The following is a 16257-nucleotide window of genomic DNA, read 5'->3' on the forward strand; positions in this document are numbered from 1 at the left end:
TGTGCCTGCTGTTTGCATCGTGCGGAGGGGACAAGGGGCCTGACGGGGGCGGTGTACCGTCGCTGAAGGTGGAGCCCTCGTCGCTGGATTTCGCGGCTGTTTCGGCTCCGTCGCAGAGCGTGACGGTTACGGCCGTGAACGTTGAGTGGGAAGTGCGTGTATCGGATACGGCTTCGGCCTGGCTGAAGGCGGAGAAGACGGACGGTACGACCGTGACGGTTTCGGTAACCGACAACGGTACCCCGGAGCAGCGTACCGGTTCCTTTACCGTCGTTCCGACGAACAACGAGGATGTGAAGGCCAAGAGTGTTACGGTCGTTCAGACGGGGAGCGACGTGGAGTATAAGTTTTCGGTCGAACCTGCATCCCTGACGTTCGAAGCGGAAGGAGCGGCAGCCCAGACGGTCACGATTACGGCCGAAGGAGGTCTGACGTGGGAGGCCGAGGTCGAGGGGGATGCGGCCTCGTGGATAACGGTCACTCCCGGCGAAGGGACGCTTGAGGTGAAGGTTTCCGACAATCCGGAGACGGCGGAGCGTTCGGGGAACATCGTGGTTACGCCGAGTGCTGAGTCCGTAGGTCAGAAAGCCATCCGCGTGACGCAGGCCGGCAAGGTGCTTCCTCCGTCGCTGAGTGTCAACGAAGAGGAGCTGGCAGACGGATTTAAATATTCGGCCAGCGGTGCGAAATATACCGGTCCGAATAATATTCGGGTGACGGCGGTGAATACGGACTGGAATGCCCGTGCGGTAGATGCCGAAGGCAATGCGGTGACCTGGTTCTCGGTCAAAACCAATAAGGAGAATAAGATACAGAGCATCGGTGTGGATGTCACGAAGAACGAGACTTATGAGGAACGTGTGGGTTACGTATTGATTACGGCTACCGTGGAAGGGGTGCCGGAGATTCGGGTGTCCGTTACGCAGGATGCTGCGTCCGAACACCTCAGTACGCTTACGGAAGACGTGGACGTCAGCGGCATGACGCATGCGTATGTAGGGGTTTATCCCAACCAGTCCTGGCATCCGGAGGATAAGGCATCCGGATGGAATATTACTGTGACGACGGAAAATTTGACGACGACCGGTCCGATGGGGACGGTGTATTCGGGCAGCGGAGTGGCACTGTGTTTAAGTATGGGTTCCGAGCATATGCCGTTCAATGACGACCAGGAGTATTGGATGGCGGACGGTATTTATACGGTTGTGAAAAGAGAAGCAGAGACTGGCGAGATTCCGGAACAGCAGATGACGGTCGGGAGCGGATATGCCGGTTATTGGCCGGGTCAGCGTATGAGCAGCTGGGTGATGTGCATCGAGGAGGGCGAATTCGTGAAGGGAGGCCCCGTGGCTGCCGGTACTGTGACAGTTACGCGTGACGGGGATAACTACACTTTCGTAGTGGAGCTTGCGGATGATTTCGATTTTAAGATTACCGGTGTGTTTACGGTATTATTTGATGATATCCGACAGATGGATTTGCCTACGGATAACTACAATTAAAGTGTGAACGCGCAGTGATTAAAGCCCGGCGGATTCCGCCGGGCTTTTTGCATGCGGCAGCTTCCCGCAGGCGGATGGTCGGCCGGGTCGGACATCCGTCCGGTTCGTCCGAGCGGTTGCGGTCAGGGGCCGCGGTGCCGAAATGCCTCGTCGGATGTCGCGGCCGATGCGCCGTTTTCGCACGACCGTTCGGTACCGGGAAGGAGATGGCGGTGTCCGTTTCCCGTGACACTGCGGCCGGGAACCGTATGGATACGGCCGCTCAGAAACAGGTGATGAGCGATATCCGGTGATGTTCTGGATGGTATTTGAGGGCTAAGACCAGTTTATAGGGTTTGTCTCCCGGCAGCTCAATCATGATGTTGAACTTCGTGACGCCGTACTGTTCGTTTATCTCCAGGTTGTAAAGGTAATTGGAGGTGATTTTGTCATGAATCAGCTCTTCGAGCTCTCCGGCCGTTATCTCTTCCAGTCCGACGCGCCGCAGCGTGTCGCCCTTTTCCTGTTTGATGTATGCCAGCTTGCGGGGCGCCACCTCGACGGCGGCGGTCCTGAGCGGGCCGAAAAGCCGGTCGAGGAAATTGAGTCCCATGAGCTGGTCCGCTTCGTCCATTCCGTCGCACTCCCGTTCAATCTTGTATGAGAGGAAGATTCCATAAAGGTCCTGGCTTATGGCCGTTGTCCGGAATCCGTTCTCGGCGAAGGGAAATCCCAGCGGATTTGCGGGACCCCCGAGCGACTCCTTCTTTTTGTCGAGTATCCACTCCGCGTAGTCGTATTCGGCTTCCATGATGACGGTATCCCGAACTTTGATGAAGCCGGGTATCAGCATCGTGCTGAGCAGCGTCTTGAATACGGAACCGTACGACAGGTCCGCAATACCCCGGTAACCGGCGAACTCCCTGAAATGCCGGTCGAGATTCGCCGGGTCGCTTTTCGAGAGGTTGTTGAGATAAACGATGAAATGGTCGTGTGTCCCGTCCGTGTCAATCCGGCTGCCTGTCTCTTCCAGACAGCGCTGAAGGCACCCCGGGGAAGACCGTTCGATGAAGTCTCCCATCAGGACGGAGTTGACGGATTTTCGGTCGAGGTATTGGAGGAGTTTCTCGAAGACCGGCAGGGGATACCACGCGTCCGGAATGGCCGCCGTGTCGAAGATGAGCGCCGCTTCCCTTTTCTTCTTGGCAGGGACGAGGGCCGCTTTCAGCTCCCGGTAGTCGATGCCTTCGCTCTGCAGTTCGGCTTCCAGCAGGTCGTGCCAGTCGCTTATCAGGGAGTGCATCGCGTCGGACTGTATGCCGAAAAAGGCGGCGACGGTCAGCAGTTCCAGGTTTTCCCTGCTGTCAATCGTATGGATGGATTTGCTCATGGCCGGAGAGGTCGGGGAAATAGGGTTCGGGCCGGTATCGGCTTTGTCTCTGCGGGGAGGCCTTCGGCGGTTTCGGCCTGCGGAGAACGGAGCATACCGGTCATATCTCCGCTATGCCGTTCTTGATGGCCCAGACCACCAGGTTGGCCGTGTTGCGGCAGCCGGTCTTCTCCAGAATGTTGGCCCGGTGCTTGTCCACCGTCCGTTTCGATATGAAGAGCTTGTCGGCGATTTCCTGGTTGGACATTCCCCTGCATATCAGCAGCAGTATCTCTTTCTCCCTGTCCGAAAGCACATCGCCCGGACGTTCGCCCCGGGTGGACTTGAGGCTTCCCACGAGGTTGCGCAGCAGCTCTTGGGAAAAATAGGTACCGCCGTCGCACACTGTCCGGATGGCCGTCACCACTTCGTCGATATCGGCACTTTTCAGGATGAATCCCTTCGCGCCTGCTTCGACCATGCGGAAATAGAATTCGTCGTCGCCGTGCATCGAGAGGGTGATTATCTTCTCCTCCGGATTGAGGGCGAGGGCCCGTTCGGTAGCCCGTATGCCGTCCAGTACGGGCATGTCTATGTCCATCAGCACCACATCGTGTTCCGACTCCTGCATGAGGGCGAGACACTCCTCGCCGTTGGCGGCCGTTCCGACGACCTCGCACTCGGCCCGTCGGGAGAGCAGTCCCTGAAGGCCCGACAAAAAGAGGGCGTGGTCGTCGGCCAGGATAATCCTATAACTTCTGTCTGCGTTCATCCGAATGTCCTACGTTTACGCTTATGTGGGCCGACATGCCTTTGCCGCGTTCGCTCGTTATCTCTACCGTGCCTTTGAGCGACTGGATGCGGGAGGTGATGTTGGAGAGGCCCATGCCGGTATCCAGGACGGCAGCCGTGTCGAACCCTTTGCCGTTGTCGGAGTAGTCTATCGTGACGGTATCGTCCGCATAGGTCAGGCCGAGCGTCAGCAGCGTGGCGCCCGAGTGCTTCATGCTGTTGTTGATGAGTTCGCCGATGACACGGTAGAGAATGACCTCCACGTTGGGGTCGAAACGCTCCGTTTTCAGGTTGGTGTCGAACCGTATCTCCACATTCCGGTTCGGGTTGATGGAGATGGTCTTGTTCACGAAGTTGCTGACTGCGCGCGATAGGCCGAATGAATTGAGCGTGTGCGGGCTGAGCTTGTTGGATATCTCCCGGATGCTGCGTATCGCCTCGTCGATGACGTATGTGGTGTTGGCAATCAGTTCGGCATCCTCCTTCGAGGAGCAGTTTTTGGCGAGCTCTCCCAGCGACATGCGGGCCGACGAGAGCAGCGGGCCGAGGCCGTCGTGCAGCTCTTTGGAGAAGTTGAGCCGTTCCGTCTCTTCGGTACGGAGCACGGTGGTGAGTATCCGGCGCTCGGTCAGTTTCCGCTGGTAGTTGAGCCGGCGCGTAGAGTGGATGATTTTGCCGACATAGAACATGCCGACCGCGAAACAGAGCGACGTTACCACTCCGACCCATGCCATGAAGTGCGGAGGAAGATGCCACTCCCGTCCGCCCACCACGTAGATGTATTCGCTCAGCCGTATCATGCACATCAGCACGAGCCCCAGTGTGAAGAGCAGCCATGAAATGTTGTACTTCGTGACGCGGGTGAGCCGGATGGCGACAACGGCGGCGACAAGCTGCAATGCAATGGATATGATGATGAGGACTTGCAGTATCATAACATTTGCGGATTTGGTTCTCTGGTTATGCAAATATAGAAATATATTCGACGAAAACCGCAAGCTGGCGTCGGGCGGCAGCCCGGCCTGCGTTCGCAGCGCGATTCGGTTGAGTCAACTGGGGCCCAACGAAAACCGCAAGCTGGCGTCGGGCGGCAGCTCCTGAGGAGAGGAAGGCGGCCCGGTACGCGGCGAGGAAACCGGTGGCGCGTGCGGTGCCGGGGGGGCGGAGTGGACGGCAGGCTCTTGCCCTGCGCTGTGCTGCCTGCCGGAAACAAAACGGCGGGACTTGTATACAAGTCCCGCCGCCGTACCGTCGGTCGGTCGGTATACAAGTCCCGCCGCCGTACCGTCGGTCGGTCGTTATTCTTCTTTCTTTCCTGCGCCTACGTAGCGTTTCTCCTTGATGCGGGCCTTCTTGCCCGTCAGGTCGCGCAGATAGTAAATCCTCGAACGGCGAACGACGCCCACCTTGTTCACTTCGATGCTGTCGATGTGCGGGGAGTAGAGCGGGAAGATACGCTCCACGCCTACGCCGTTGGATACTTTGCGGATGGTAAACATTTTCGTGATGCCGCGGCCCTTTATCTGGATGACCACACCGCGGAAACTCTGGATACGCTCCTTGTTTCCTTCCACGATTCTGTAGGATACGGTGATGGTATCGCCGCTCTTGAAAGAGGGTACCTCTTTCTTGGTCCACATCGCGTCTTGCGCGATTTTGATAAGATTGTCCATGAGTAGCTCGATACTTTGTAATTAAACGCGGAATATTACGGACTCCTGTGTTCTCATAAGAGATTCCTGCGCCGGAGTGCAAAGATACTGTTTATTTTCCGAATTGCAAAAAATCCCGTAAACGGATGGCGGGAACATAACTTTCCCGCGGATTTGCGGAGCCGGAGCGATGGTTTCTGACGAAAGTTTCGTAACTTTGATAAAACGGTCGGGTACATCTCGCCGGGTTTGCTCTCGGGAACGCATGCCGGAGCGGCCCGTATCGTGAGAGTACCGTTCCGGATAAACTTAACCCTATTCTTTAAACCTAAATTCGTTTTGAACGATGAAAAAATTGATGGCAACGGTGCTCCTCGCCCTGATGGCGGCGGGCGTATGCAGTGCACAATGGTATGTCGGCGGCGCCATTTCGTACGGCACAAAACACACCACCACCGGCAATGATGTACGGACTTCGGAGTTTTCGTTTACTCCGCGCGTCGGATATGTATTCAACGACAGGATGTTGGCCGGCTTGCAGGTCGCCTATGCAAACAGTTGCGAGAAGACGACGATTTCGGATGTCATCGACCTCACTTCCGAAACCACGCTCAACATGGGAGGCATAGCGCCCTATTTCCGGTATAATGTAGCCACGGCCGGGCGGTTCACGTTCGGACTCGAAGCTACGCTGTCGGTCATGTTCGGCAAGACGAAACAGAGTGCGCTGCAGACGCAGTCGGTAGGACTCGGTGTAGCTCCGGTGGTCAGTTTCGGACTGACCGAGCATTGGTGGGCGGAGGCCTACATGCAGCTCTTTGCCTTGAATTATACCGGCGTGAAGGATGCTGACGGAACGGTACGCTCCAGCACTTTCAATTTCGGTTTCGATGCCGACAACATTTTCAGTTTCTCGGCGCTGCACTTCGGAGTGGTTTATCGTTTCTGAGGCGGACGCATCATCCGGAACAATGCCCGACGGATACCGAAAAACGGCGGTACCCGCCGGGCGCTGTGTTTTACGGCGGTTTATGCTTATCTTTGCATCCTAAAAATGGAGGGGAAAGAGATGAAAAAACCGTTCATATTCATAACGAACGACGATGGCGTGAATGCACGCGGACTGAAGGCCGTCACGGAGGTGGCCCTGCGCTTCGGGCGCGTGGTGGTGATAGCGCCGGAGACCACGCAATCGGGTATGGCCCACGCCGTGACGATGTACAGTCCGCTCTACCTGCGGACCGTGGAGAAGCGCGGTGACCTGACCGTATATGCCTGTTCGGGTACGCCGGTGGACTGCGTGAAGATGGGGTATGACCATATCTTCGCGGGCGAACGGCCGGCCCTCAATATCTCCGGCATCAACCACGGTTCCAACTCGGCGGTCAGCATTCTCTACTCCGGGACGATGGGAGCGGCCATCGAAGCGAGTTTCTACGGGGCCCCATCCGTGGGCCTTTCGCTGACCGACCACAGTCCGGACGCCGATTTCGAGGCTTCGGCCCTCTTCGCCGAGAAAATCATCAGCGACATGCTTACCGCGAATATCAACGAGCCGGTTTGCCTCAACGTGAACATTCCGGTGGGAAGACCCGACCAGATACGCGGTTACCGTGTCTGCCGGCAGAATCGGGGGTATTGGAAGGAGGAGTTCTACTGTCGGAAAGACCCCAGAGGGAAAGATTATTTCTGGCTGACGGGTGATTTCTACAATCAGGAGCCGGACGCGACCGATACGGACGAGTGGGCGCTGGCCAACGGTTACATATCTGTCGTGCCCGTGCAGGTGGATATGACCAACTACCGCCAAATCGACTCCGTGAAGGCGATACTGAAATAGCCGGAGCCGGATATTCATACATCCCGCCGCTTCCGTTCCAGAACGGCGTTTACTGCAAAGTAGAAGGCAGCGAGTGCGGCGGTACCCGCCAGGACGGTGTATAGGTGGAGATACCGCAGGCATATCGGCTGCACCGCTGCAATGCATGTTCCGGCGATGCTTTGCAGGAGGGTGCGCAGGTCGGGACCGAGCACAACGAGCGTTCGGCCTCCGAGCAGGCAGAGGGCCGCTCCCCCGACGGCAACGGCCGTTGCTCTCCATACCTTGCCGGTCCGTTTGCGGCGGCGGACTGTACGTTCCGTCCGCCGGACGATGTCCTGTTTCAGGGATTCGGGCATCTGCTGTACCGGCAGTTCCGCGAGTCTGCGGGACAATGCCTCTTCTGCCCTTTCCGGGATTGTTTCCTGTTTCATGTTCGGTTCGATATAAGGGCGGCGAGTTTCTTCCTTATCCGGAAAAGTTTCACCTTGATGCTTCCTTCGGTGTGTCCCGTTACTGCCGCCAATTCGTGTACGGGGATTTTCTGCAGGTAAAAGAGTTCCACCAGGGCTTTTTCATCGGGCGCAAGCCGCTGCAGGGCCTGTTCGAGGTACTCCATCTGCGTCTCCCGGAACAGAATTTCCTCTTGGTCGTCGGGAAGTTCGTATTGCCGGTCATTTATCTCTACCGTGCGGGGGCGCCTGCGGCGGGTATGCGAAATCGCCGTGTTGTAGGCTATCCGGTAGAGCCAGGTGGAGAAACGGCACTCCCCGCGGAACCTGTCCAAATGGGTGAACGCTTTCAGGAATACGTCGGATGTCAGTTCTTCCGCATCCAGCCGGTTGCCCGTAATGCCTGTCAGCAGGGAGAAGATACGGTCGCCATACCGTTCCACGAGTTCACGGAAGGCTTCCGGGTCGCCTTCCGATGCCCGTTGTACCGTATTGAATTCTTTGTCCTCCTCCATTTCTCAGTTTTGACGCCTCGTGTGCAGAAAGGTTACATGTGGCAAAGATAACCGGAAAGCATCGCCGGTTCGGAAGCCGGGCCTGTTGTTTTTGCGGCGTACAGGCGGGTGTCCCGGCTCGGCTCTGCCGGCGGGCGTGTGCGGCCGGAAAGGATTGTTGCGGAAAAACGGAGTCTCGTGTGTAACTTCGTTGGCTGTCGGGCGTCATAAAAACAAAGGCGCAAAAGGAGACGTCGTGCCTGGAACCGTGTTATTTAATTAAAAGAAATGCTTATGTTGGAGGATGTATTGATTGTCTCGGTCGTGTTTTTTTTCATTTACAAAACCATAGAGGTATTGGCCCGCCGCAGGGAGCGGCTGATGATGGTGGAGGCATTCGCCCGGAATCCGGAACTGTGCCGGGAGCGGGGCGGCTCGTTCAGAATGGAGATATTGCGGGACGTGTACGGTGTGCTGCGGCCGTGCGGGTTCATTGTCGGGCTGGGAATAGGCTTTCTGGTGTCCTGGCTGATAATGCCGGAAAATGAGGATGCGTATGGGGAACATGCCGAAATGGTCGTCTTTGCACTCCTGTGTATTTGCGGCGGACTCGGCATGCTGGGGGCATTCTTTGCGGAACGGTGGCTGCGTCGCCGCGACCGGGTGTCGGCAGGAGCTGGAGATGCACGATAGGGGGCCTGAAAGGTCGTTTCCGTAAGCCTGCGGAAATTGCTTTTTGTGTTTTGTACCGATTGGGTGACAGGGAATCGGTCGGCAGTGTGTGCGACGGAAACGGTTCGCGTCGCAGCCGTCCTCAGAGGATTTTCAGGGCGATTGCGGCGCAGGCTTCGGCGTCGGCGAGGGCATGGTGATGCTGCTGCAGGTCATAGCCGCATGCTGCTGCGACCGTGGGCAGTCGGTGGTCGGGGAGCGACCGGCCGAAGGTGCGGCGCGAGGCGCGGCAGGTACAGTAGAACGTATAACCGGGATAGGGCAGTCCGTACAGGTCGAAAGCGGCTTTCAGGCACCCTTCGTCGAAAGGGCTGTTGTGCGCTACCAGCGGCAGACCCTGGATAAGGGGCGCTATTTCCCTCCATACTTCCGGGAAGTGCGGGGCCTCTACGGTATTGTGATAGCAGAGGCCGTGGACGCGGGTGCAGAATTCGGAGTAGTAGTTGGGGCGCGGACGTATCAACCGATATGTCTTGTCGCATATCTCTCCGCCGCGCACGACCACCAGGCCGACACTGCATACGCTCGTCCGCTTCCCGTTGGCCGTCTCGAAGTCTATGGCTGCAAAGTCTTTCATGCGTAGCGTCGTGACGCGGAACCTCGTTCGGGGCGGGAGGTTCCGACCGCACAAAACTAACGAAAAAACGGTTTCCTGCCGCTCGGCAGTATAATGGGAAGAATAAAAAACGGGGACGCTTCGAAAGCGTCCCCGTCGGATGGATTCCGGAAACCGGTGCGGTTATTTTACGTCCACGATGGTGTTCCAGTTGTGCTTGTCCTCTATCTCGCCGTACTGGATACCCTGGAGGGTCTTGTAGAGTTTCTGGCTCCAGGGACCGGCGGTCTTGCCATCGCCGTAGACGATGGTCTTGTCGGTCTTCGGGTCGTACACGCTTCCGATGGGGGAGATGACGGCCGCGGTACCGCAGCATCCCGCTTCGCTGAAAGTCGGGAGTTCTTCGACGCCCACCTTGCGCTGTTCCACTTTCAGGCCGAGGTCTTCGGCTATCTGGCGGAGGCTCTTGTTGGTGATGGACGGGAGTACCGAATGCGAATCCGGCGTGATGTATTTGCCGTCGCGGATGCCGAAGAAGTTCGCGGCGCTGCACTCGTCGATGTACTGTTTGGTGGCCGGGTCAAGGAATATCACGCTGGCGAAGCCTTTCTGGTGCGCTATCTCGCCCGAATCGAGGCTGGCTGCATAGTTACCGCCCACCTTGACGTGCCCCGTCCCCTTGGGGGCCGCACGGTCGTGGTCATAGTCGATGATGACCTTGATGCAGTTGAACCCGTCCTTGTAATAAGGGCCTACCGGCGTTACGAATACGGCGAACAGATAGTCGGCCGAAGGTTTCACGCCTACCTGAGGACCTACGCCGATGAGCATCGGACGGAGGTAGAGCGATGCGCCCGAACCGTAGGGCGGAATGTAGTCGGCGTTGAGCTTCACGGCTTCGATGCATGCTTTGGTGAAGAGTTCCACGGAGGGTACCGCCATCTTGAGGTATTCGCCCGAATTTATCATGCGCTTCGCATTCTCCTCCACGCGGAACAGCCTGACCTTGCCGTCCGCGCCGCGGAATGCCTTGAGGCCCTCGAACACTTCCTGTCCGTAGTGGAGGCAGGTCGATGCCATGTGGATGTTCATATTGACGTCTTCGGTGGCGTAGAGTTCGCCCCACTTGCCGTCTTTGTATTCGCACCTTACGTTGTAATCGGTTTTGAAATAACCGAATCCAAGCTCTGACCAATTAATGTTTTTCATTTCGGTTTAAATGTATTTGAGGTTTACAACTTCTCTTCGTTCTCTTGCTTCGTTTGTCGGCTCGTCCGGCAGGCGTCAGCCTACCGTCGTTCCGCAGGCCGTCTCGGCGGCGGGCTGGAGCAGTACCAGTTTTCCCGTCGGGTCGGTCCCCATGAGTATCATTCCTTTCGATTCGATGCCCTTCAGTTCGCGCGGAGCGAGATTCACCAGCACGAGTACCTGCCGTCCGACAAGCTCCTCGGGCGTATAGTGCTCCGCGATGCCCGATACGATGACGCGCGTGTCGATGCCGGTATCCACCGTCAGTTTGAGGAGTTTTTTCGTCTTGGCGACCTTCTCGGCGGTGACTATCCGTGCGACGCGGATATCCATCTTCTGGAAGTCGTCGAACGTTATCGTCTCCTTCTGCGGTTCCGTCACGGCTGCTGCCGCCGCATTGGCCGCCTTGGCCTCTTCGAGCTTGCGGAGCTGCCGTTCGATGACTTCATCCTCGATTTTCTCAAAGAGCAGTTCGGGCGTGCCTGTACGGTGGCCTGCGGGAATGAGGTCGCTTCTGCCCAAAGCATCCCATCCGAGCGGTTCCGTGGCCAGCATCCGCCACATCTTTTCCGCTGTGAAAGGCATGAAGGGTTCGATGGCGATGGCCGTGTTGGCCGTTATCTGGAGGGCCGTATGGAGTATGGTGGCCACCCGTGCCGGGTCGCTCTTGACGACTTTCCACGGTTCGGTGTCGGCGAGGTATTTGTTGCCGAGACGAGCGAAGTTCATCGCATCTTTCAGCGCCTCGCGGAAACGGTAGTGTTCGATATTGTTTTCGAGCGACTCCCGGATGCGGGGCAGTTCGTCCAGCGTTTCGCGGTCGTAGGCAGTCAGTTCGCCTGAGGCGGGTACGGTGCCGTCGAAATATTTCCCCGTGAGCACGAGGGCGCGGTTCACGAAGTTCCCCAGCACGGCGACGAGCTCGTTGTTGTTGCGGGCCTGGAACTCTTTCCAGGTGAAGTCGTTGTCTTTCGTTTCGGGCGCATTGGCCGTCAGGACGTAACGCAGTACATCCTGCTTGCCGGGCATCTCTTCGAGGTATTCGTTGAGCCAGACCGCCCAGTTGCGCGAGGTGGATATTTTTTCGCCTTCGAGGTTCAGGAACTCGTTGGCCGGGACGTTATCCGGAAGGATGTAACCGCCGTGGGCCTTGAGCATGGCCGGGAAGACGATGCAATGGAAGACGATGTTGTCCTTTCCGATGAAGTGTACCATCTTGGTCTCCTCGTCTTTCCAATATTTTTCCCACTCCGGCGTGAGCTCCTTGGTCGCAGAGATATAGCCTATCGGTGCGTCGAACCATACGTAGAGAACCTTTCCCTCGGCCCCTTCGACCGGTACGGGAATACCCCAGTTGAGGTCGCGGCTCACGGCGCGGGGCTGGAGTCCCCCGTCGAGCCAGCTCTTGCACTGGCCGTAGACGTTGGTCTTCCACTCCTTGTGTCCGTCGAGTATCCAGTGGCGCAGAAACGCCTCGTGTCGGTCGAGCGGCAGGTACCAGTGTTTGGTCTCGCGCAGTACCGGCTGGGAACCCGAAATGGCACTGCGGGGGTTGATGAGGTCGGTGGCGTTGAGCGTGCTGCCGCACTTTTCGCACTGGTCGCCATAGGCTCCTTCGCTGCCGCACTTGGGACAGGTTCCCGTGATGTAGCGGTCGGCGAGGAAGATGCCGGCCTCCTCGTCGTAATACTGCATGGTGGTCTCTTCCGTGAATTCGCCCTTGTTGTAGAGGTCGAGGAAGAAATCCGATGCCGTTTTGGCGTGTACGGGCGAGGTGGTGCGCGAATAGATGTCGAACGAGATGCCGAGACCCTCGAACGACTCCTTGATTATCTTATGGTATTTGTCCACTACGTCCTGTGGGGAGATGCCTTCGCGGCGGGCCTTGATGGTGATGGGAACGCCGTGTTCGTCGGAACCGCACACCCATATCACGTCGCGCCCCCTTTTGCGGAGGTAGCGGACGTAAATGTCCGACGGCACATAAACCCCTGCGAGGTGTCCGATGTGTACGGGGCCGTTCGCATAGGGCAGGGCCGATGTGACCAAATAGCGCTTGTATTCTTTCATTTTGCCTTCCTGAGACATTGTATTGCTACAAAGTTATCGTTTATTTTTGATTAATTCTTACGAAGTGCAAGTTTTTATGGGTCTGCGGCGGAATTCGGGCGGAGTACCGCATTCCCGTCATATATGATTTGCCGGAACCGACGGTACGGTATCCGGCAAATCCGTTGCGGCAGGGCGCCCGGAGTGCAGACGCCTCCGCATCATTTCCTGAACGTGTCGAAACCTTCGCCGTATACGCCCATGACGCTGCCCATCGTGATGAATGCCTTCGAGTCGAGCGCCTTGATTTTGGAGAGCATGTAGGTGGATTCGTTTTTCCTTACCATCACCATGATGACCTTGGTAGGCTTTTTCGTGTACCAGCCGGTACCGTCCAGCAGCGTGACGCCGCGATGGAAGTCGTTCGTGATGAGGTCGGCGATTTCCTTGTAGTGTTCCGACATGACGAATATCTGCGCCGACTGTTTGTTGCCCGCGAGCATCACGTCGGCGGTTACGCTGAATGTGGCCGTCAGTACGTAACCGTATATCACCTGTGCGAGGTTGTGTTCGATGAAGTAGGAGGCACCGATGATGATGCAGTCGGTGACCAGCACGACCCTTCCGTAGCTGATGTTGCGGTATTTGTTGATTATCATGGCGATGATATCCGAACCGCCGGTACTGCCGCCCTGCATGAGCACGAGACTGATGCCGAGGCCGGCCACGCCGCCGCCGAGGAGTGCCGAGAGGAGTTTGTCGTTTGCCAGACCGAGGATGTTGTTCGGGATGACCGCCTGCATGACGCTCATGGCTATCGACATGAGGATGATGGAGTAGATGGTCTTTATCCCGAATTTGGCCCCGATGATGAAGACTGCGGCCGTGATGAGTATCGCATTCACAACGAAATAGCTGATGCCGATGGGTACCCCTCCGTCGATGCCTCCGGTAGCGTAGTACACGAGCATGGCGATACCGGTCGCGCCGCCGCCCATACCGTCGGCAGGCAGGATGATGCTCACCCATGCGAACGAGTAGAGGAGCACGCCGAGCGTGATGATGGTCCACTCTTTTACCGTTTGCCGGACGGAACCTTTGCTGATGTTAAGTTTTTTTGTCATAAACTGTTGCCTCTTTTCTTAAACCTTTTTCGACGCAAAACTAATATAAATTCCGATAGCTTATCCAAAAAACGGGTTTCCGTCCGTTTTTTTAAACCGGCTTCGTATCTTTGTCTGAATAAATTAAGTCTTCGTTCCGTGGATATGTATGCCGACATAGTGGTTCCGGTGGCGCGGGGGCCCTTTACTTTCCGGATAGGGGAGGGGGCCGCCGGGATATGTCCGGGTATGGGCATCGAAGTGAGGCTCGGTGCCCGGAAGCGCTATATGGGTATCGTATGGCGTCTGTACGACCGGCCTCCGGGGTTTGCCACGAAGACGGCCGGGCGGTTGATGGGCGATGCGCCGCTGCTTACTCCGGCACAGATGGAGCTGTGGAAGTGGATGGCGGAGTATTATATGTGTACGCTCGGTGATGTGATGCGGTTCGCCATGCCCGCCGCCCTGAAGCCTGCAGGGCTGACCGAGGAGGAGTTCCGGCGCGTCGAATACCGTCCTGCCACGGTTCGGTATGTGAAGCTGGGGCCTTCGGTGGCGGATGCACAGGCGCTGCATGTCGCTCTGGAAGGATTGCATCGTGCCAAGGCACAGCAGGCCGCGCTACTCGCCTTCTGTGCAGCGTTTCCCGACGGCGGCGTAGGAGGCGGGGAACTGCCCCGTTCGGCTCTCTCGGCGCCGTCCGTCGTCCTGAACAAATTGGAGGAAAAGGGTATCTTTTCTTTTTTCGACCGGGAAGCAGCCGTGGGCGCCGAGATGCCTTTCGATCGGGCGCAGGTGCCTTTGGCTCCCCTTTCTCCGGCTCAGACGGATGCATTGGAGGAGGTGCGGCGCGAATTCGTTTCACAGGATTGCGTTCTGCTGTACGGCGTTACGGGCAGCGGGAAGACGGAACTTTACATGCACCTGATGGCCGATGCACTCGCGCGGGGGAAGAGCGTTCTCTATATGATGCCCGAAATCGCCATGACCTCCCAACTCGTGGCCCGTGTCCGCTCCGTATTCGGCAGCCGGGTGACGCTGTACCACTCCCGGCTCGGCGAACGCCGCCGTGCGGAGATTTACCGGAGGCTGCTGGCCTCCGGGGGAGGGGAGCTCGTGCTGGGGGTCCGTTCGGCTCTTTTCCTGCCTCTGCCGTCGTTCGGGCTGGTTATCGTGGACGAGGAGCACGACCAGAGCTATAAACAGGCCGAACCGGCACCGCGTTACAATGCCCGAGACTGTGCCGTGTGGATGGCCCGGCGGTCGGGGGCGAAGTGTCTGCTGGCAAGTGCCACCCCCTCCATAGAGAGCTACGTGAATGCGACAGGAGGAAAATACGGTTTTGTGACGCTTGCGGAACGTTACGGAGACGGACGCCTGCCTCGTATCGCAGTGTCCGATTCGCTGCGGGCCTTCAAGCGGGGCGAACGTAGGCTCCATTTCGATAAGGCGCTGCTCGACCGGATGGCTGCGACTCTCGGCAGCGGCCGACAGGTCATGCTTTTCCAGAACCGGCGCGGATTTGCTCCGTGGGTGGAGTGTACGCAGTGCGGCTGGGTGGCGCATTGCCCGCGCTGCAGCGTGACGCTCACCTATCATAAGCTGGGCGACCGGATGAAGTGTCATTTGTGCGGTTACTCCTCCGCACTGCCCGCCGCATGTCCCCGGTGCGGGACGCTGGCACCCGGATTGATGGGATTCGGTACGGAGAAGGTGGAGGAGGAGGTCGCGTCGCTCTTTCCGACGGCCCGCATCCTGCGTCTCGACCGGGATACGGCCGCATCGCCTGCGCGTTACGAAAGGATAGTCGCCGATTTTGAACGGGGAGAGGCTGATGTGCTCGTGGGAACGCAGATGGTGACGAAGGGATTCGATTTCCCGAAGCTCGGTTTGGTCGGTATTCTCCATGCCGATAACCTGCTGAACTATCCCGATTTCCGAGCTTCGGAGCGGGCCTACCAGACGATGACGCAGGTGGCCGGGCGGGCGGGGCGCACCGATGCCGGCGGCGAAGTGGTGATACAGACCATGCAGCCCGACCATCCGGTGGTACGGCAGGTGCAGTCGTTCGACTATGAAGGCATGGTTCGGTCGCAGTTGGTCGAGCGGAGTGCGTTCGGGTATCCTCCTTACGGAAAACTGGTGGTGGTGAATCTGCGTCACCGCGACGAACGGCTGCTCGGAGCGGCTGCGGCGTGGGTTGCCGCACGGATGCGGACCCTCTTCGGGGAGCGGGTTTACGGGCCCCATCCGCCCGTGGTGGATAAGATAGGCGGCGAGAATTATCTCGAAATATTGTTGAAGATAGAGAACGGCCGTTCTCCGGCGCGTGCCAAGGAGTTGCTGGCGGAGATTCTGAAGGAGGCGGCCGGTCACGGGGAGTACAGGCGCGTTTTCATCTTCTGCGATGTGGACCCCCAATAGCTGCCCTCCGGAGTGTCGGCGGTGTCCGTGTCCGGTTTGGGACGGACCTTGCGGAGGCATTTCGTCCGGAACGGTATATCCGCGCA

General features: G+C 57.8%; 15 protein-coding genes. 5 read left to right on the forward strand and 10 right to left on the reverse strand.

The genetic code is table 11. The features are described 5' to 3' along the window. On the forward strand, positions 1-1502 hold a 1502-nt coding region (locus BQ5361_RS09890), incomplete at its 5' end, for a BACON domain-containing protein (protein WP_161940451.1). Between the two features lie 262 nt (positions 1503-1764). Here the strand turns inward: BQ5361_RS09890 and BQ5361_RS09895 are convergent. The 4 genes from BQ5361_RS09895 to rplS all read right to left on the reverse strand — a co-directional run bounded on the left by BQ5361_RS09895 (position 1765) and on the right by rplS (position 5315). Beyond that, complete coding sequence (locus tag BQ5361_RS09895) at positions 1765-2871, reverse strand: hypothetical protein (protein WP_035474273.1); 1107 nt, start codon at positions 2869-2871, stop codon at positions 1765-1767. A gap of 100 nt (positions 2872-2971) precedes the next feature. After that, positions 2972-3622, reverse strand: coding sequence for a response regulator transcription factor (locus BQ5361_RS09900; protein WP_035474271.1), 651 nt, complete (start codon positions 3620-3622; stop codon positions 2972-2974). Continuing rightward, complete coding sequence (locus BQ5361_RS09905) at positions 3600-4577, reverse strand: sensor histidine kinase (protein ID WP_022062835.1); 978 nt, start codon at positions 4575-4577, stop codon at positions 3600-3602. The genes BQ5361_RS09900 and BQ5361_RS09905 overlap by 23 nt, the downstream gene beginning before the upstream one ends. A 363-nt stretch (positions 4578-4940) precedes the next feature. Beyond that, the gene (gene rplS / locus BQ5361_RS09910) at positions 4941-5315 is read right to left on the reverse strand and encodes a 50S ribosomal protein L19 (RefSeq protein WP_022064277.1); all 375 of its coding nucleotides are present in this window, start codon (positions 5313-5315) and stop codon (positions 4941-4943) included. Between the two features lie 325 nt (positions 5316-5640). Here rplS and BQ5361_RS09915 point away from each other — a divergent pair, with 325 nt between their 5' ends. Together BQ5361_RS09915 and surE are read left to right on the forward strand one after the other, a co-directional pair. Further along, a complete protein-coding gene (locus BQ5361_RS09915; protein ID WP_046445495.1) occupies positions 5641-6243 on the forward strand; it encodes an outer membrane beta-barrel protein in 603 nt (200 codons plus the stop codon). Between the two features lie 120 nt (positions 6244-6363). Further along, the gene (gene surE / locus BQ5361_RS09920) at positions 6364-7134 is read left to right on the forward strand and encodes a 5'/3'-nucleotidase SurE (RefSeq protein WP_035474279.1); all 771 of its coding nucleotides are present in this window, start codon (positions 6364-6366) and stop codon (positions 7132-7134) included. Between the two features lie 14 nt (positions 7135-7148). Here surE and BQ5361_RS09925 read toward each other — a convergent pair whose 3' ends face one another. Together BQ5361_RS09925 and BQ5361_RS09930 are read right to left on the reverse strand one after the other, a co-directional pair. Next, positions 7149-7547, reverse strand: coding sequence for a hypothetical protein (locus BQ5361_RS09925; RefSeq protein ID WP_035474270.1), 399 nt, complete (start codon positions 7545-7547; stop codon positions 7149-7151). Then, complete coding sequence (locus tag BQ5361_RS09930; protein ID WP_035474269.1) at positions 7544-8080, reverse strand: RNA polymerase sigma factor; 537 nt, start codon at positions 8078-8080, stop codon at positions 7544-7546. The genes BQ5361_RS09925 and BQ5361_RS09930 overlap by 4 nt, the downstream gene beginning before the upstream one ends. Before the next feature lie 273 nt (positions 8081-8353). Between BQ5361_RS09930 and BQ5361_RS09935 the strand changes: the two genes are divergently transcribed. Continuing rightward, entirely contained in the window at positions 8354-8752 is a 399-nt protein-coding gene (locus BQ5361_RS09935) for a hypothetical protein (RefSeq protein WP_143047557.1), read from the forward strand. Positions 8753-8873: 121 nt separating this feature from the next. On the opposite strand, the gene BQ5361_RS09940 is transcribed toward BQ5361_RS09935, so the two are convergent. The 4 genes from BQ5361_RS09940 to BQ5361_RS09955 all read right to left on the reverse strand — a co-directional run bounded on the left by BQ5361_RS09940 (position 8874) and on the right by BQ5361_RS09955 (position 13768). Next, entirely contained in the window at positions 8874-9368 is a 495-nt protein-coding gene (locus tag BQ5361_RS09940) for a 3'-5' exonuclease (protein ID WP_022064272.1), read from the reverse strand. Between the two features lie 162 nt (positions 9369-9530). Further along, on the reverse strand, positions 9531-10556 hold the full coding sequence (locus tag BQ5361_RS09945) for a branched-chain amino acid aminotransferase (protein ID WP_022064271.1): 1026 nt from the start codon (positions 10554-10556) through the stop codon (positions 9531-9533). 75 nt (positions 10557-10631) lie between these two features. After that, the gene (gene metG, locus BQ5361_RS09950; protein WP_035474277.1) at positions 10632-12665 is read right to left on the reverse strand and encodes a methionine--tRNA ligase; all 2034 of its coding nucleotides are present in this window, start codon (positions 12663-12665) and stop codon (positions 10632-10634) included. A 200-nt stretch (positions 12666-12865) separates the two neighbouring features. Next, complete coding sequence (locus BQ5361_RS09955; protein ID WP_022064269.1) at positions 12866-13768, reverse strand: YitT family protein; 903 nt, start codon at positions 13766-13768, stop codon at positions 12866-12868. A gap of 144 nt (positions 13769-13912) precedes the next feature. Between BQ5361_RS09955 and priA the strand changes: the two genes are divergently transcribed. Beyond that, positions 13913-16171 (forward strand): replication restart helicase PriA, encoded by a 2259-nt coding sequence (gene priA / locus BQ5361_RS09960; RefSeq protein WP_035474266.1) that lies wholly within the window; start codon positions 13913-13915, stop codon positions 16169-16171. Positions 16172-16257 lie beyond the last annotated feature (86 nt).

It is taken from the genome of Tidjanibacter massiliensis, from assembly GCF_900104605.1.
GTDB lineage: Bacteria > Bacteroidota > Bacteroidia > Bacteroidales > Rikenellaceae > Tidjanibacter > Tidjanibacter inops.

Bases quoted from the DNA above. Each gene is read 5' to 3' on its own strand.
- BQ5361_RS09895 (WP_035474273.1), bottom strand. From the start codon at position 2,871: ATGAGCAAATCCATCCATACGATTGACAGCAGGGAAAACCTGGAACTG.
- BQ5361_RS09900 (WP_035474271.1), bottom strand. From the start codon at position 3,622: ATGAACGCAGACAGAAGTTATAGGATTATCCTGGCCGACGACCACGCC.
- BQ5361_RS09905 (WP_022062835.1), bottom strand. From the start codon at position 4,577: ATGATACTGCAAGTCCTCATCATCATATCCATTGCATTGCAGCTTGTC.
- rplS (WP_022064277.1), bottom strand. From the start codon at position 5,315: ATGGACAATCTTATCAAAATCGCGCAAGACGCGATGTGGACCAAGAAA.
- BQ5361_RS09915 (WP_046445495.1), top strand. From the start codon at position 5,641: ATGAAAAAATTGATGGCAACGGTGCTCCTCGCCCTGATGGCGGCGGGC.
- surE (WP_035474279.1), top strand. From the start codon at position 6,364: ATGAAAAAACCGTTCATATTCATAACGAACGACGATGGCGTGAATGCA.
- BQ5361_RS09925 (WP_035474270.1), bottom strand. From the start codon at position 7,547: ATGAAACAGGAAACAATCCCGGAAAGGGCAGAAGAGGCATTGTCCCGC.
- BQ5361_RS09930 (WP_035474269.1), bottom strand. From the start codon at position 8,080: ATGGAGGAGGACAAAGAATTCAATACGGTACAACGGGCATCGGAAGGC.
- BQ5361_RS09935 (WP_143047557.1), top strand. From the start codon at position 8,354: ATGTTGGAGGATGTATTGATTGTCTCGGTCGTGTTTTTTTTCATTTAC.
- BQ5361_RS09940 (WP_022064272.1), bottom strand. From the start codon at position 9,368: ATGAAAGACTTTGCAGCCATAGACTTCGAGACGGCCAACGGGAAGCGG.
- BQ5361_RS09945 (WP_022064271.1), bottom strand. From the start codon at position 10,556: ATGAAAAACATTAATTGGTCAGAGCTTGGATTCGGTTATTTCAAAACC.
- metG (WP_035474277.1), bottom strand. From the start codon at position 12,665: ATGAAAGAATACAAGCGCTATTTGGTCACATCGGCCCTGCCCTATGCG.
- BQ5361_RS09955 (WP_022064269.1), bottom strand. From the start codon at position 13,768: ATGACAAAAAAACTTAACATCAGCAAAGGTTCCGTCCGGCAAACGGTA.
- priA (WP_035474266.1), top strand. From the start codon at position 13,913: ATGTATGCCGACATAGTGGTTCCGGTGGCGCGGGGGCCCTTTACTTTC.